Annotated in this window: 14 protein-coding genes; 5 read left to right on the top strand and 9 right to left on the bottom strand. The window is 64.1% G+C overall.

Translation table 11 applies throughout. From position 1 onward, the window contains the following. Nucleotides 1-50: 50 nt before the first annotated feature. Nucleotides 51-794 (top strand): pyridoxine 5'-phosphate synthase, encoded by a 744-nt coding sequence (locus ASD55_RS00430; RefSeq protein WP_056716468.1) that lies wholly within the window; start codon nucleotides 51-53, stop codon nucleotides 792-794. 85 nt (nucleotides 795-879) lie between these two features. On the opposite strand, the gene ASD55_RS00425 is transcribed toward ASD55_RS00430, so the two are convergent. The 9 genes from ASD55_RS00425 to dnaA all read right to left on the bottom strand — a co-directional run bounded on the left by ASD55_RS00425 (nucleotide 880) and on the right by dnaA (nucleotide 11,251). Further along, on the bottom strand, nucleotides 880-1,284 hold the full coding sequence (locus ASD55_RS00425; protein ID WP_040673554.1) for a biopolymer transporter ExbD: 405 nt from the start codon (nucleotides 1,282-1,284) through the stop codon (nucleotides 880-882). 6 nt (nucleotides 1,285-1,290) lie between these two features. Next, nucleotides 1,291-1,713: a biopolymer transporter ExbD gene (locus ASD55_RS00420; RefSeq protein WP_007809813.1), complete on the bottom strand. Its 423-nt coding sequence runs from the start codon at nucleotides 1,711-1,713 to the stop codon at nucleotides 1,291-1,293. An 11-nt stretch (nucleotides 1,714-1,724) separates the two neighbouring features. Then, nucleotides 1,725-2,456 carry a MotA/TolQ/ExbB proton channel family protein gene (locus ASD55_RS00415; RefSeq protein ID WP_007809815.1) on the bottom strand — a complete coding sequence of 244 codons (732 nt, stop codon included), beginning with the start codon at nucleotides 2,454-2,456 and terminating at the stop codon, nucleotides 1,725-1,727. Between the two features lie 97 nt (nucleotides 2,457-2,553). Continuing rightward, nucleotides 2,554-3,213 (bottom strand): energy transducer TonB, encoded by a 660-nt coding sequence (locus tag ASD55_RS00410; RefSeq protein WP_056716471.1) that lies wholly within the window; start codon nucleotides 3,211-3,213, stop codon nucleotides 2,554-2,556. Nucleotides 3,214-3,426: 213 nt separating this feature from the next. After that, complete coding sequence (locus ASD55_RS00405; protein WP_235577681.1) at nucleotides 3,427-4,713, bottom strand: tetratricopeptide repeat protein; 1,287 nt, start codon at nucleotides 4,711-4,713, stop codon at nucleotides 3,427-3,429. 156 nt (nucleotides 4,714-4,869) lie between these two features. Then, nucleotides 4,870-7,302 carry a DNA topoisomerase (ATP-hydrolyzing) subunit B gene (gene gyrB / locus ASD55_RS00400; RefSeq protein ID WP_056762888.1) on the bottom strand — a complete coding sequence of 811 codons (2,433 nt, stop codon included), beginning with the start codon at nucleotides 7,300-7,302 and terminating at the stop codon, nucleotides 4,870-4,872. Nucleotides 7,303-7,395: 93 nt separating this feature from the next. Then, nucleotides 7,396-8,475 (bottom strand): DNA replication/repair protein RecF, encoded by a 1,080-nt coding sequence (gene recF / locus ASD55_RS00395; protein WP_056762885.1) that lies wholly within the window; start codon nucleotides 8,473-8,475, stop codon nucleotides 7,396-7,398. 96 nt (nucleotides 8,476-8,571) lie between these two features. Beyond that, nucleotides 8,572-9,672, bottom strand: a complete 1,101-nt coding sequence (gene dnaN / locus ASD55_RS00390) for a DNA polymerase III subunit beta (protein ID WP_007809824.1) — start codon at nucleotides 9,670-9,672, stop codon at nucleotides 8,572-8,574. 244 nt (nucleotides 9,673-9,916) lie between these two features. Continuing rightward, nucleotides 9,917-11,251, bottom strand: coding sequence for a chromosomal replication initiator protein DnaA (dnaA, locus tag ASD55_RS00385; protein ID WP_056716482.1), 1,335 nt, complete (start codon nucleotides 11,249-11,251; stop codon nucleotides 9,917-9,919). A gap of 193 nt (nucleotides 11,252-11,444) precedes the next feature. Here dnaA and rpmH point away from each other — a divergent pair, with 193 nt between their 5' ends. The 4 genes from rpmH to mnmE all read left to right on the top strand — a co-directional run bounded on the left by rpmH (nucleotide 11,445) and on the right by mnmE (nucleotide 15,266). Then, nucleotides 11,445-11,579 (top strand): 50S ribosomal protein L34, encoded by a 135-nt coding sequence (gene rpmH, locus ASD55_RS00380; protein WP_007809828.1) that lies wholly within the window; start codon nucleotides 11,445-11,447, stop codon nucleotides 11,577-11,579. Between the two features lie 14 nt (nucleotides 11,580-11,593). Continuing rightward, the gene (rnpA, locus tag ASD55_RS00375) at nucleotides 11,594-11,998 is read left to right on the top strand and encodes a ribonuclease P protein component (protein ID WP_082542589.1); all 405 of its coding nucleotides are present in this window, start codon (nucleotides 11,594-11,596) and stop codon (nucleotides 11,996-11,998) included. A 64-nt stretch (nucleotides 11,999-12,062) separates the two neighbouring features. Further along, complete coding sequence (gene yidC, locus ASD55_RS00370; RefSeq protein WP_056762880.1) at nucleotides 12,063-13,793, top strand: membrane protein insertase YidC; 1,731 nt, start codon at nucleotides 12,063-12,065, stop codon at nucleotides 13,791-13,793. Nucleotides 13,794-13,919: 126 nt separating this feature from the next. Continuing rightward, complete coding sequence (mnmE, locus tag ASD55_RS00365; RefSeq protein ID WP_056762878.1) at nucleotides 13,920-15,266, top strand: tRNA uridine-5-carboxymethylaminomethyl(34) synthesis GTPase MnmE; 1,347 nt, start codon at nucleotides 13,920-13,922, stop codon at nucleotides 15,264-15,266. Nucleotides 15,267-15,274: the final 8 nt, after the last annotated feature.

Below are 15,274 nucleotides of genomic sequence, written 5' to 3'. Positions count from 1 at the left end.
CCGATCGTCCTTGCGATAGCCTTTCATCTCCAGCGGATTGCCGGAACGCCATGACCCTGCTCAGCGTCAACCTCAACAAGATCGCGGTGCTGCGCAATTCGCGCGGCGGCGACGAACCGGACATCTGCCGTGCCGCGCAAACCTGCATCGACGCGGGTTGCGGCGGCATTACCGTCCATCCCCGGCCCGATCAGCGCCATGTGCGCCCACATGACGTACGGGCGCTCGCCGCGATGCTGCGCGGACGGGTCGAATACAACATCGAAGGCAACCCGTTTGCCGGCGCGCGGGGAGACTATCCGGGCCTGGTCGAACTGGCCCGCGAAGTGCGTCCCACCCAGGTAACCCTGGTTCCCGATGGCGATGGCCAGATCACCTCCGATCACGGCTTCGACCTGCGCCGGGACATTGCGCAGCTGCGCCCGCTGGTGGGCGAGTTGTGCGATCTCGGTTGCCGGGTCAGCCTGTTCGTCGACGCTGGCAGCCAGGATTTCGATCTGGCCGCGGTGATCGGGGTACAGCGCATCGAGATCTACACCGGGCCCTACGCCCAGGCTTTTGCCGACGGCCAGCCCGCCACGGTGCTGGCCGCTTGTGCGGACACCGCGCGGCGCGCGCAACAGGCCGGGCTGGCCGTGAACGCGGGGCACGATCTCAGCCAGGCGAACCTGGGCACCTTCCGCGCCGCGATTCCCGGCCTGGCCGAGGTGTCCATCGGACACGCACTGATTGGCGAGGCCTTGTACGAGGGACTTGCCACCACCGTGCGCAACTACCTGCAGATCCTGCGCTGACACCGTTCCGACAAACCGTCACACCAACAAAAACCCCCGCACGGGGCGGGGGTCTTGTCTGTTGCATGTTGCCGAGGCAGCCCGATCAGAAGTCTTCGGTGAAGCCGATCTTGACCAGGTTGTAGCTCTTCGCATCCGCCAGCACGCGGGCCACGTGCTCATAGGCCACGCCGTCGGCTGCCGCGATCTGGATCTCCGGCTGATTGCTCTGCTGCGCGATCACCGCCAGCTGGGCTTTCAGGCCGAGTTCGTCGACCGGGGTGTCATTCCAATACAGCGCACCGGCCTGATCGATCTTCAGATGAATCGGATCGAGCGGATTGGTCGGCGGCGGATTGTTCACGTTCGGCTGCGGCAGGTCGACCTGGATCTTGTGGGCCAGCACCGGCGCCGTGATCATGAAGATGATCAGCAGGACCAGCATCACGTCGACCAGCGGCGTGACGTTGATCTCCGACATCGGACCTGTTGTCTTGGTAGTGAAAGCCATCTCAGGTCACCCCTTCGGCGCGTCAGTGGTCATGAAGGCGACATGCACCATGCCGGAATCCTTCGTGTCGCCGATGATCTTCTTCACGATCTTGAACTCGGTGCCCTTGTCCGCGCGGATCTGCAGCTCCGGCTGGGGCGACTTCTGGGCGTTTACCGCCAGAAGCGACCTCAGCTCGGCTTCCGTGACCGCATGGTCATTGAAGTACATGCTGCCGTCCTGCTTGACCGCCAGATCCAGGGGCGGAACCACCATTTCCGGTTCCTTGGTCTTTGGATTGGCGGTAGGCAGGTCGATCGTGATGGAGTGCGACATCAGTGGTGCGGTGATCATGAAGATGATCAGCAGAACCAGCATCACGTCGACCAGCGGCGTGACGTTGATTTCCGACATCGGACCGCCGGAATTGCCTCCAGTGCTCATCGCCATGGGTCAATCCCTCACTTCGAGCTGTCGACGCGCGAACCGGTAGCGAAGAAGTCGTGCAGGTCGTGTGCGAATTCGTCGAAGCGGGCGTAGGTCAGGCGGTTCGAGCGGCTGAAGAAGTTGTACGCGAACAGCGCCGGGATAGCGGCGAACAGACCGAAGGCGGTCATGATCAGCGCCTCACCGACCGGGCCGGCCACGGCGTTCATCGAGGCGTTGCCCGAAGCGGCGATGCGGATCAGCGCGTGGTAGATGCCCCACACCGTACCGAGCAGACCGACGAACGGAGCCGCCGAACCGACGGTGGCGAGCAGGGTCATGCCGCCTTCCAGACGCAGGCTCTCGCGAGCCACGGCCTGACGCAGGGCGCGATCGATGAACTCCGAACGGCTCAGCGACTCGGCCAGACGACCGGTGGTGCCGGCAGCCGCAGTGGCCTGCTGGTGATGGGCAACCGCCGAGGCGGCGTCCAGCGCAATCTTCGAGAACGGCTCGCTGCGCGGCTGCGCCTCGAGTTCGCGAATCGCGTCCTGGGTGGAGCCGTTGCCCCAGAAGCCGTCGATGACCTTGTCGGCGCGAGCGCGGACGGTGGCATTGCGGATGCCGTTGGCGATGATGAAGTACCACGACAGGAACGACATCACGACCAGGGTCACGAAGACGACCCAGCCGAGCCAGTCGAAGTTCTGGATAAGGTTGTCGAAGCCCATCTGCTTCATGGCTTCGGCGTTGGTATTGCCACCCATGGCCTGTGCGGCATCGGTCGTTGCAGGAGTCTGTAGGAACATAACGCTACCCTAGGGAAGTCAAGCGTGAACTGTAACTGTAACCGGGTGGATCCGGTTACAGCTGGCTGAGATTGAAGTTGACGGGAACGCGGGCGTACCCCTCGACTTTTTGTCCATTTCGAATCGTTGGATTGAAGCGCCAACGACGTGCGGCATCCATGGCGGCACGATCGAGTTCGTGGTAACCGCTGGACCGGTCGATCTTGATGTCCTTCGGCGAACCATCCACGCCCACCAGGATCATCAGCACCACCGTACCTTCATGCCGTTGGCGGATCGCCTGCGGCGGGTACTTCGGCTGAAGCCTGCTGTTGTAGCTGAGATCCGAGCTGGCCGTGATGTCCGATGGCGGCGCCGGTGGAGCAGGCGGCGCCGGCGGCGGTGCCGGGGTCGCGTTCGCCGAGACTTCTTCCACCGGAGGTGGCGGGGTCGGCGGCGGCGGCGTCGGTGGCGGCACCACCTGCTTGATGACCTTCGGTGGCGGCTGCTTCGGCGGCTCCGGCGGCGGCGGCGGCGGTGGCGGCGGCGGCGGCGGCGGTTCGATGAAGTTCACCTGGACGATGCGTTCCTTCTCCTTGTGGTTCTGATGCGGTGGTGCCATTGGCGCCACGATCAACAGGAACGCAAACGCGTGCAGCCCAATAGCTACAGCCAATGCCCAGGTGCGCTTCCAACTGAATGGCTCGCGCCCGATTTCTTCGTTACTTGAGGCCATCTGTCACTAGTCTGGAGCTGATCAATCGGAAGAGAACGTTGCCGCAGGGCTTGGCCCGGATCCGTCTGATGTCTGGACGGAGCCGGAGAGAACTTGCCACTGGGGAGACGCAGGGGAAGGTTTCAACGTTACAACAGCACATGGCTTTTGTATAGCGCTGCGAGGCGGATTGACGGCCATTCCATCCCGCAGCTTGCCATGATCTTTCTGCTTTCAGCCGGCACCGGCCTTCTGCAGCCAGGCCTTGGCCTTCGCGGCGGTTTCCGGATCCTGCGCGGCCTTTTTCATGGCCGCGATTGCAGCGGGCTTGTTCTTCATGCCGCGCTCGCTTTCGGCCAGGATCATGTAGGCCTTGCCCTTCTCCTTGACACCCTTGTCGAGGGCGGTCTGCACCAGCGTCCTGGCCTGCTTGTACTTGCTCTCGCTGAGCATCAGGCGGCTGGCACGGAGCGCGGGTTCGCCGTCGCTGGCGAGCGGCTGGGCTTTCGCGTAGTAGCCGACGGCCTTGTCGATCTTGTTGCCGATCTCGGCGGCCTGTCCGAGCAGCACATAGGTTTCCGCTGTCGGCTTGACCACACCCTTGCTCATGCCTTCTTCCAGGACCTGCGCAGCCTTGGCCGCATTCGGGCCAGGGTCCGCGCTTTCCTGGCCGGTGATCAGGTACAGCTTGGCCAGGTTCACGTAATGCGATTCCTTGGTCAGCGTACCGGCCGCACGAGCCTTCTCCATCAGCTGGATCGCTTCGGGATACTTGTGCGCCTGCATCAACACGGCCACGGCGTTGTTCAGCGCGTTGGGGTCAGTCGGGTTCGAATTGAGCTGATCGGTCGCCAGCGCGGCCGCCTTGTCGTCTTGGCCGGATTCGGCGTAGCTGGCCATCAGGAGCTGGTCCCAGCTCGGCTCGGCCTTGGTGCTCAGCGACTTGGCCTTGGTGATCGCGGCGATCGCCTCGGGATACTTGGCAAGGCGGTAATACGCGTTGCCCTCGAGCGCGTAGGAATCGGCGGTTTCCTTCTTGCCTTCCGCGCGCCACTTCGTGATCGTGTCGAGCGCGGCCTGGTACTGCTCGTCGGCCATCTGGAACTGGGCGAGCATGTACTGGAGCTGGAAATAGGTGTCGTTCGGCAGCAGGCCGACGGACAACGAGCGCTGCAGCAGGCTGATCGCCCCCTTCACGTCCTGGTTGTTGTAGGCGAGGTTGGCCAGCCCCTGGAGAGCGAGGCCCTGCGCATACTTGCTCTTGCTGTGGTCGACGATCGGCTGCAGGAGTTCCTGCGCCTTGGCCTTGTCGCCTGCGTTGACCGCGTCCAGACCCTCGCTGAGGTTTTTCTGGTCCTTCTCGCTGGTCAGGTCGAGCTTCGGCTCCTTGCGACTGGTGTCGGGATAAAGCACTTCCTTCTTTGGCGTGTCCTCGTGCTTGCGCGCCAGAACCGGGCTGCTGGCAAGGCCGAGCAACAGTGCCGCACTCGCCAGCATGGTCAATCCACGGACATGCTTCATGGTGATCCTCGTATTGTCTGCGCGTATCGGTCGAGTGACGCGGGGGAACTGTGGAGATTAACCCGAGCCGGCGTGCGATAACAAGTTGCAACGCCGCATGGAAGTTTGTTAAAAATCAGTCACTTGGTGATGATTCCTACATACTCTAGCGAATGGTCAGATGTCGAGGTTGGCCACCTTCAGCGCGTTGGCCTCGATGAAGTCGCGGCGCGGCTCCACGGCTTCGCCCATCAGCATCGAGAACATCTGGTCGGCGGCGATCGCGTCCTCGATGCCCACCTGCAGCATGCGCCGGGTTTCCGGATTCACGGTGGTATCCCACAGCTGCTCGGGATTCATTTCGCCCAGACCCTTGAAGCGCTGGATGCTGCGGCCCTTCTTGGCCTCGTCCAGCAGCCAGTTGCGCGCTTCCAGGAAGCTCAGCACGCCACGCGAGGCGTTGCCACGACGTACGACGGCTTCGGGCTGGATCATGCCGGCGATCTGCTGGCTCATCGCCAGGATCGGCCGGAATTCGTTGCTGCTGAAGAACGGCTGCGGCAACAGCCAGGTATGGGTCAGCCCGTGCTGTTCCCTGACCACCTCGATCGCGGCCACCTGTTCGCCCTGCGCCGGGCGCAACGCCATGCGGTAGTGCGGTTTGCCCAGGCCACTGGCGGCCAGCCGCCCGGCGGCGCCATCAAGCCATGCCTGCATGGCGGCTTCATCGGCCCAGAGCTCGGCATGGATCGGTGGGTGTTCAAGCAGCGCGTTGAACACCGCCGCATCAAAGCGATGCGCCAGCTTGGCGATCTGATCCAGCGCGTGCTGATAGCCTCGCAACAGCTTTTCCAGGGCCTCGCCGGTGATCGGCGGCGCATCCGGGCTGTAGGTCAGCGAAGCGTTGTCGACAGCGCTGGAGATCAGGTAGTCGTTCAGCGCCGCGTCGTCCTTGATGTAGAGCTCCTGTTTGCCCTGCTTCACCTTGTACAGCGGCGGCAGGCCGATGTAGACGTGCCCGCGCTCGATCAGCTCCGGCATCTGGCGGTAGAAGAAGGTCAGCAGCAAGGTGCGGATGTGCGAGCCGTCGACGTCGGCGTCGGTCATCAGGATGATGCGGTGGTAGCGCAGCTTGTCCGGGTTGTAGTCGTCCTTGCCGATACCCGTGCCCAGCGCGGTGATCAGGGTGCCGACTTCGGCGGAGGACAGCATCTTGTCGAAGCGCGCCTTCTCGACGTTGAGGATCTTGCCCTTCAGTGGCAGCACGGCCTGGGTCTTGCGGTTGCGGCCCTGTTTGGCGGAGCCGCCGGCGGAGTCACCCTCGACCAGGAACAGTTCGCACAGCGCCGGATCTTTTTCCTGGCAGTCGGCCAGCTTGCCGGGCAGGCCGGCGATGTCCAGCGCGCCCTTGCGACGGGTCATCTCGCGCGCCTTGCGCGCAGCCTCGCGGGCACGCGCGGCATCGACCGCCTTGGAGGCGATCGCCTTTGCCTCGTTCGGGTGTTCCAGCAGGAACTCGCTCAACTTCTCGTTGACCGCCTGCTCCACGGCGGTCTTCACCTCGGAGGAAACCAGCTTGTCCTTGGTCTGCGAGGAAAACTTCGGATCGGGCACCTTCACCGACAGCACCGCGATCATGCCCTCACGCATGTCGTCGCCGGACAGCGCCACCTTGGCGTTCCTGGCCAGACCTTCCTTCTCGATGTAGTTCTGCAGCGAGCGGGTCAGCGCGGCGCGGAAACCGGTGAGATGGGTACCGCCATCACGTTGCGGAATGTTGTTGGTGAAGCAGAACATCGTCTCCTGATAGGAGTCGGTCCACTGCATCGCGAGGTCGACGACGATGCCGTCCTGCTCGGAGAGGAGGCTGATCACGTTCGGGTGCAGCGCAGTCTTCAGCTGCGCCAGGTGCTGCACGAACGAGCGGATGCCGCCCTCGTACGCGAACGTATCCGCTCGCCCTTCCCCGCGTTCGTCCTTCAGATCGATGGTCACGCCCGAGTTGAGGAAGGCCAGTTCGCGCAGGCGCTTGGCCAGAATCTCGTAATGGAAATCGATGTTGTTGGTGAAGGTGGCCGGACTGGGAAGAAAACGCACCACGGTACCGCGCCGGGTCGAAGGGGCGACTTCCTTCAACGGGTACAGCGGTTCGCCGAGCGCGTATTCCTGCAGGTATTCGAAACCGTCGCGATAGATCGTCAGCCACAGGTGATCGCTCAGCGCGTTCACCACCGAGACGCCCACACCATGCAGACCGCCCGAGACCTTGTACGAGTTCGCGTCGAACTTGCCGCCGGCGTGCAGCACGGTCATCACGACTTCGGCGGTGGAGCGACCTTCCTCCGGGTGGATGTCGACCGGAATGCCGCGGCCGTTGTCGCTGACGCTGACCGAGCCGTCTTCAAGAATGGTGACCACCACCTTGTCGCAGTAACCCGCGAGCGCTTCGTCGATCGCATTGTCGACCACCTCGAACACCATGTGATGCAGGCCAGTGCCGTCATCGGTGTCGCCGATGTACATGCCCGGGCGCTTGCGCACCGCTTCCAGGCCCTTGAGGACCTTGATGTTGCTTGAGTCGTAGTGCGATTCGTTCGTGGATTCGTTCATGCGGTGACCGTTTCCTGGCGCCAGCTACCCGCCCGACGCGGCGCCGTAAAGGCCGGACAGGGTTATGCGATCCGTGGGGATGCAACCTTTCGATTATAGCAGGCGGGACAGCTCGCCTTGTTCCACGTGGAACACCCGGGCGGGCAGACCCTGCATCGCTGCCGGCAGCTCGGTACCCGTCAGCAGAATCTGGGCGCTGGCCCCCATCAATTGTCCGATGACCGCGCGTTGATGGGCCTGGTCGAGTTCCGAAGCCAGATCATCCAGACAGACAATGGGCCAGTCGCCGTGATGCTCCGCGTAGAGTTCGGCTTGAGCCAGCATGCAGGCCAATGCGACCAGTTTGCCCTGGCCGCGCGACAGGTGCTCGCGCAGCGGGGCATGCTCGAACGCCAGCGTCCAGTCTGCGCGGTGGACTCCCATCGTGGTGTGCCCACGAACGACGTCCCTCTCCCGCTGGACGCGCAACTGCGAGGCCAGGTCCTGATCTTCCGCCCACCCCCGGCGATAACGCAGCTCCAGCGCACCCAGCTCACCTAGCAGTCCTTCCATGCTTCGCGCTAGCCTGGGTCGCAACAGATCGAGATACGCCTGCCGTTGCAGGTCGATCTGCTGCCCCGTCTGGGCCAGCTCGGCTTCCCAGGGCAGGAAGAGTGCGTCAGCGGCCAGCGGGTAGCTGCGCAGCAGGCTGTTCCGTTGTTTCAGAGCCCGCTGATAACGGCGCCAGGTCGACAGGAACTGATGTTCCACGTGGAACACGCCCCAGTCGAGATAGCGGCGGCGTTCCTCAGCACCCCCGGAGATGAGTGCGTGCGAACCGGGATCAAAACAGACCACGGCACACTCCCGAACGAGTTCGCCCAACGGAGCGTTGAGTCCGTCGATCCGCCCTTCCCAGCGGGATCCCGTCCGCCCCAAGCCGAGCCGCGCGAGTCGGCCATCCGCATGGCGCAGTTCGGCGAAGATGGACAGTCCCGATGCCCCTCGCTGCAACAAGGCATCCTTCGCGCCGCTACGAAAGGAGCGGCCGTGGGACAGCAGGAACACCGCTTCCAGCACGCTGGTCTTGCCCGCGCCGTTGTCGCCGGTAAAGACATTGATGCCGGGGTCCAGCGCCACGGCTGTCTCGCCGAAGCAGCGCAGGCCGGCAATGCGCAGCTGTTCGATGTTCATGCGTAGCCACGCCGCAAACAGCAACGCCGGAGTTCCTCGCGGATACCCCGGCGCTTCGACTTCCTGCCCCAGCTCCTGAAAACCATGCCGTGGCCGTCAGAGCCGCAGCGGCATGATCACGTGACGGGCGTGCTCGTTGTCGTGTTCCTGCACCAGACAGCTGGACTGCGCATCTCGCAGGCTCAAGCGGGCCTGGTCACCACGCAACGCCGCCAGCGCATCCAGCAGGTATCCCACGTTGAAACCCACGGCCAGATCCGACACGTGCGTATCAGCCTCCACTTCCTCGACCGCCTCTTCCTGCTCGGGGTTGTGCGCAACGATGCGCAGCTTGCCCGGCGACAGTTCCAGGCGAACGCCGCGGTACTTCTCGTTCGAGAGAATGGCTGCACGCTGCAGGGCGCCGCGCAGCACCTCACGATCCAGCGTGGCGGTCTTGTCGGCGCCCAGCGGAATCACCGCCTCGTAGTCCGGGAAACGTCCGTCGATCAGCTTGGAGGTGAAGACCACCTCACCGCGACGTACGCGCAGATGATTGCGACCGAACTCCAGCTCGACCTCGCCGTCGCCGGTCTCGAGCAGGCCGACCAGTTCGTTGACGCCCTTGCGCGGAATGATGATCTGCCGGCGGGTGCTCACCGAACTTTGCAGCTCGGTTTCCTTCATGGCCAGTCGATGACCGTCGGTGGCCACGCACCGCAACGTGTGTTCCTGCAGATCCAGCAGCATGCCATTGAGGTAATAGCGCACGTCCTGGTTTGCCATCGCGAATGCCGTGCGTTCCATCAGGTCTCGCAGGACCTCTTCCGGAAGGCTGACCTTCTCAACCAGTTCGATCTGGTCGACGGTGGGGAATTCGCTGGCTGGCAAGGTGGTCAGCGTGAAGCGGCTGCGTCCGGCATTCAGCGCCACGCGGTCGCCGTTCAACTTCAGGTCGATGCGGGCGCCGTCCGGCAGGGCGCGCACGATGTCGAACAGCTTGCGCGCTGGAATCGTGATCTCGCCGTCGGCCAGCTTCTCCGCGTCTGCCGTGGCCACCATCTCGACTTCGAGATCGGTGCCGGTGAGGGACAGCTTGCCGTCGCCGACCTTGACCAGAAGGTTGGCCAGAACCGGCAGGGTCTGCCGCCTTTCGACCACGCCGACAACCTGTTGCAGCGGCTTGAGCAGGGCTTCTCGTTGGATGCTGAATTGCATGGCTGTGCTTCCCCTATACCTGCTGTTCTATCTTTAAAAGAAGTTAGTAGTGGTTGTTGGTGCGGTGTATAACTTTTATATCTCAAAAACCACAGACAAATCAAAAAGTTGTCGCGTTTCCACACTGTGTCCTGAGAGGCGGGTTGCCGGTGCGTGATTTGTGGATAAGTCTAGCGGCCAATCCATCCACCCATTATCCACAACCTGCGCGCCCGCTTATCCATAGCTTTCGCTGATTTCCGCCTCAACCGGTCAGTGTTCGAATCAGTTGTTCCCAGTCCTGCCGTATCCGCGGGTCCGTCTCGATGAACTTGCGGATCGTCTTGCACGCGTGCATGACCGTGGTGTGGTCGCGCCCACCGAAGGCCTCGCCGATCTCCGGCAGGCTGTGTTCGGTCAGTTCCTTGGACAGCGTCATCGCGATCTGGCGCGGACGTGCCAGGGAACGGACGCGACGCTTGGACAGCAGGTCCTGCAGCCGGACGTTGAAATACTCGGCGGTGATCTTCTGGATGTTCGGGATGGTGACCGCCTGCGCATGGGTGGCCAGCAGGTCGCGCAGGGTCTCCTCGGCGAAGTCGGTGGTGATCGGCTTGCCGTAGAAATTCGCCCGTGCCGCCAGCGTGTTCAACGCGCCTTCGAGGTCGCGCACGTTGGAACGGATGCGTTTGGCCAGCAGCATCGCCACGTTCTCGTCGACCGCCACGCCCTTCTCGTGCGCCTTGGCCAGCAGGATCGCCGCCCGCGTTTCGAAATCCGGCGGTTCGATCGCCACGCTCAAACCCCAGCCCAGCCGCGACTTCAGCCGGGGCTCCAGCTTGTCCACTTCCTTCGGATAGCGGTCGCAGGTGAGGATGATCTGCTGCTTGGATTCGAACAAGGCGTTGAATGTATGGAAGAATTCTTCCTGCGTGGTGTCCTTGCCAGCGAAGAACTGGATGTCGTCGATCAGCAGGGCGTCGACCGAGCGGAAGCGCTGCTTGAACTGGTCCATGCTCTTGGCACGCAAGGCCTCGATCATCGAACCGACGAACTGCTCGGAACGCAGGTACAGCACCTTGCAGTCGGGATTGTGCTCGCGCATCAGGTTGCCGGCGGCGTGCATCAGGTGGGTCTTGCCCAGGCCGGTGCCGCCGTACAGCAGCAGCGGGTTGTAGGCTCGACCCGGGTTGGTCGCCACCTGCATCGCCGCGGCCTTGCCGAGCTGGTTCGACTTGCCCTCGACGAAGGTTTCGAAGGTGTAGTGGGGGTCCAGATTGTGGAGATGCGGGGTTGCCGGCGCCGCCGCAGGGCGCGGCGCAGGGGCGGCTGCCGGTTTGCTGACCGGGGCTGGGCGGATCGAGCTGGAACCCACTTCCAGCCGCACGGCGCAGGGTTTGCCCGCAAGTTGCGCCAGCACGGTTTCGATCTGCTCCAGATAGCGTCCGCGAACCGTTTCCAGGGTGTACGAATTGGGTGCGAACAGCTGCAGGCCATGGCCATCTTCGCGCGCCTGCAACGGCATCAGCCAGGTGTGCAGGTCTTCGGCGCTCAGATCGCCCTCCAGGCGCTCAAGGCAGCGCCGCCACAGATCACTCATGAATGAAATCAACCACTGCTTTGAAGCGCTGCTGCGCGGGGTGATGGGCTAGTCTAACAGCTGCCTCCACAGGCAGACCGCACGGATATCCACATGGATGTCCACAGCTTGCGCCGGGCAGGCATTTGACAGCCGTGACAAATCCCCGCCATACTTTCCAACCTTTTTATCCATATTCCCTTCGGAGTAAGCCATGAAGCGGACCTTCCAGCCCAGCAAGCTCAAGCGCGCTCGCACCCACGGTTTCCGTGCCCGTATGGCCACCGCCGACGGTCGCAAAGTCATCAATGCCCGTCGCGCCAAGGGCCGCAAGCGCCTGATCCCGTAATCAGGCCTGGCGTGATGTCCAGCGCCGGGCTGCCGCGCGACGCGCGGTTACGTCGGCCGGGTGACTTCGCCGCCTTGCGGACAAGCAGCGGACGCGCAGGCGGCCGCTGTTTTCATATGCGTTTTCGCGAAAACGAGCTCGGCCATGCCCGCCTGGGCTTGGCGATTTCCAAGCGCGTTTCCAAGCGGGCGGTCGAACGCAACCGGATCAAGCGGCTGTTGCGCGAATCGTTCCGTCGCGTGCGCCACCAGCTTCCTGCGGTGGACATGATGGTGATGGCGCGCGAACAGGCCGCCGGTGTGCCGGGGACGCAGTTGCTCACCGAACTGGATGGGCTGTGGAAAAAGCTGCTGGCCAGCCAGACCGCATCGTCCGGACCATTGAAGCGCGCCGGCGACACCACCACAATCGAGCGTTGACCTCCTTCTTACCTGTCTCCGCGGCGTTGACAAGTGTCGTGGCGTTACCCGGATCTGCTACGCGATGAATCAAACGCGCACCTTCCTCTTGTTCGCCCTGGTCGCCGTGGCCTACTTCCTGTTCATGGCCTGGCAGAAGGACTACGCACCCAGGCCGCCGCAGAACACCGTGACGGCCACCGCGGCGCCGAGCAGCGATGCCAGCGTGCCCGGCGCGATCCCCGGCTCGACTGCAACCGCTGTGGCCAGTCCCGCTGTCGGCAACGTGGCCAATGCCCCGGCTCCCGCTGCTGCACAGCTGATCACGGTGCAGACCGACGTGCTGAAGCTCGGCGTGGACAGCCGCGGAGGCAGCCTGGTGCACGCCGACCTGCTGGCCTACCCGAATGCACCACGCACGCACAAGAACCCCAACCCGCCGCCGACGGTGCTGCTGTCCAGCGACGATGCGCACTACTCGGTCGCCCAGAATGGCCTGGTCAGCAGCAGCGATGTCGCACCGGCGGACCAGCCGAACCACCTGGCGCTGTTCCACAGCGACAAGACCTCATACGTCCTGGCCGATGGCCAGAACGAGCTGAAGGTCGACCTCGTCTGGCAGGACGCCGCAGGGCTCAAGGTCACCAAGACCTATACGTTCAAGCGCGGCAGCTACGTGATCGGCGTCAGCCAGCGCATCGACAACGGCGCCGCCACGCCGTGGCAGGGCAACGCCTACCAGCAGCTGCTGCGCGTCGAGCCGCCGAAGGCCAGCAACTGGCTGGCGAACTATTCCAATCCGGAACAACGCAGCTTCCAGGGCGCGGCCTGGTTCACCGGCGAGAAGTTCGAAAAGCTGCCGTTCAAGGACTTCGCCGAACCGAAGGACCAACTCAACGCGCAGATCAAGGGCGGCTGGGCGGCGATGCTGCGTCTGTACTTCGTCACCGCCTGGATTCCGCCGGCCGGCCAGACCGAGCACTACCTCACCGACACGATCAATCCGGACAGTGCCCATCCGCGCTTCCTGATCCGCACCGTGGGTCCCGCCATCAGCGTGGCGCCGGGCCAGACTGCCACCAGCGAATCGCGCCTGTACGTGGGCCCGAATCGCCAGGGCACGATGGACGCGATCGCGCCGGGTCTTGATCTCACCATCGACTACGGCATGTTCAAGATCATCGCCGTGCCGATGCACTGGGTGCTGTCGCAATTCCACGCCATCACCAAGAACTGGGGCGTGGCGATCATCCTGCTGGTGCTGCTGATCAAGGGCCTGAGCTGGAAGCTCACCGCCATCCAGTACCGCTCCAGCGCCCGTATGCGCAAGCTGCAGCCGCGTGTCCAGGCTCTCAAGGAGCGCTATGGCGACGACAAGCAGAAAATGCAGACGGCGATGATGGAGCTGTACAAGAAGGAGAAGGTCAACCCGATGGGCGGCTGCCTGCCGGTGCTGATCACCATGCCGGTGTTCTACGGCCTGTACTTCGTGCTCGAGTACAGCCTGGAACTGCATCACTCGCCGTTCCTGTGGATCCCCGACCTCAGCGCGCCCGATCCGTGGTACATCCTGCCGATCATCTACGCGGTCGTGATGCTGGGCACGCAAGTGCTGAACCCGGTCGCCGCGGGCATGGACCCGACCCAGGCGAAGATGATGAAGGTGATGCCGCTGCTGTTCACCGTGATGTTCGCCTTCTTCCCCGCCGGCCTGTGCCTGTACTACGCCGTCAACGGTATCGTCGGCCTCGGCCAGCAGTGGTGGATCACCCATCACATCGATCGCGAGGAAGTGGTCAAGCCCAAGGCGGCCTGATCCCGCGCCGAACGGCAACCCACAGCCGCGACCGGGCAACCGTCGCGGCTGTGTCGTTTCTGGTCGAAAGGGCATCACACCTCGCGCCTCCGACCCAATCCGGAAACGCCCTGTAAAGTTGAATCCATGACAGCCGAAACCGCCGACACCATCGCCGCCATCGCCAGCGCCCCCGGCGCGGCCGGCGTCGGCGTGGTCCGGGTCTCCGGTCCCGCCGTCCCGGGCATCGCGCAAGCTCTGCTCGGCCGCCCGCCGCAACCGCGTCACGCCCACTTCGCCGCGTTCCGCGACGGTGCCGGCGAACTGATCGACCGCGGCCTGCTGCTGCATTTCCCCGCGCCCGCCTCCTACACCGGCGAGCACGTGCTGGAACTGCAAGGCCACGGCAGCGCGGTGCTGCTCGACCTGCTGTTGCGCCGCGTCTGCGAACTCGGCGCACGGCTGGCCCGCCCCGGCGAATTCACCGAGCGCGCCTTCTTGAACGGCAAGCTCGACCTGGCCCAGGCCGAAGCCGTGGCCGACCTGATCGCCGCCCGCTCGCAAGCCGGCGCCCGCGCCGCGCTGCAGTCGATGGAAGGCGTGTTCTCGCGCAAGGTCGGGGCACTGCTGCAATCGCTGATCGCCCTGCGCGTGCATATCGAGGCGGCGATCGACTTCCCCGAAGAGGAAATCGACTTCCTCGCCGACCCGGCGATCACCGCGCGACTGGAAAACCTGCGTGCCGAACACGCCGAACTCCTGCGCGAAGCGCAACGCGGCCTGCGCCTCAACGACGGCCTCCGGGTCGCCATCGTGGGCCGCCCCAACGCCGGCAAGTCCAGCCTGCTCAACGCGCTGGCCGGCAGCGACCGCGCCATCGTCACGCCGATCGCAGGCACCACCCGCGACGTGCTGCGCGAATCCCTGAGCCTCGACGGCATCGCGCTCGAACTGGCCGACACCGCCGGCCTGCGCGACACCGACGACGAAGTCGAACGCGAAGGTGTGCGCCGTGCCCATGGCGAACTGCAGCGCGCCGACGTGGCCTTGCTGGTGACCACCCACAGCGGCTATGCCGAGGACCTGGCTCTTTTCGAAGGCGTACCTGCCGGCGTCGAGCGCATCGTGCTGATCAACAAGATCGACCTGGACCATCTGCCCGCGCGACACGACCAGTGCGAAGGCATGCACTGGCTGTGGGCCTCCGCCAGGACCGGCGAAGGCCTCGACACCTTGCGCGAGCATCTCAAGTTGCTGGCCGGTGCCGGCAGCGGCGAAGGCGCCTTCAGCGCACGGCGGCGCCACGTGCTCGCCTTGCAGCAAGTCGCCATCCACCTCGACCAGACCGCCCACGCGCTGACCACCACCCGCGCCGGTGAACTCGCCGCCGAGGAACTGCGCCAGGCCCAGCACGCGCTGGGCGAAATCACCGGCGACTACAGCAGCGACGACCTGCTCGGCGCGATTTTTTCGAGCTTCTGCATCGGCAAGTAAGCCGGCCA

The sequence above is a fragment of the Rhodanobacter sp. Root561 genome, assembly GCF_001427365.1.
In the GTDB taxonomy this organism is placed as follows: domain Bacteria; phylum Pseudomonadota; class Gammaproteobacteria; order Xanthomonadales; family Rhodanobacteraceae; genus Rhodanobacter.
Note: the sequence above shows the minus strand (reverse complement) of the source record. Positions and strands in the feature narration are given on the sequence as shown.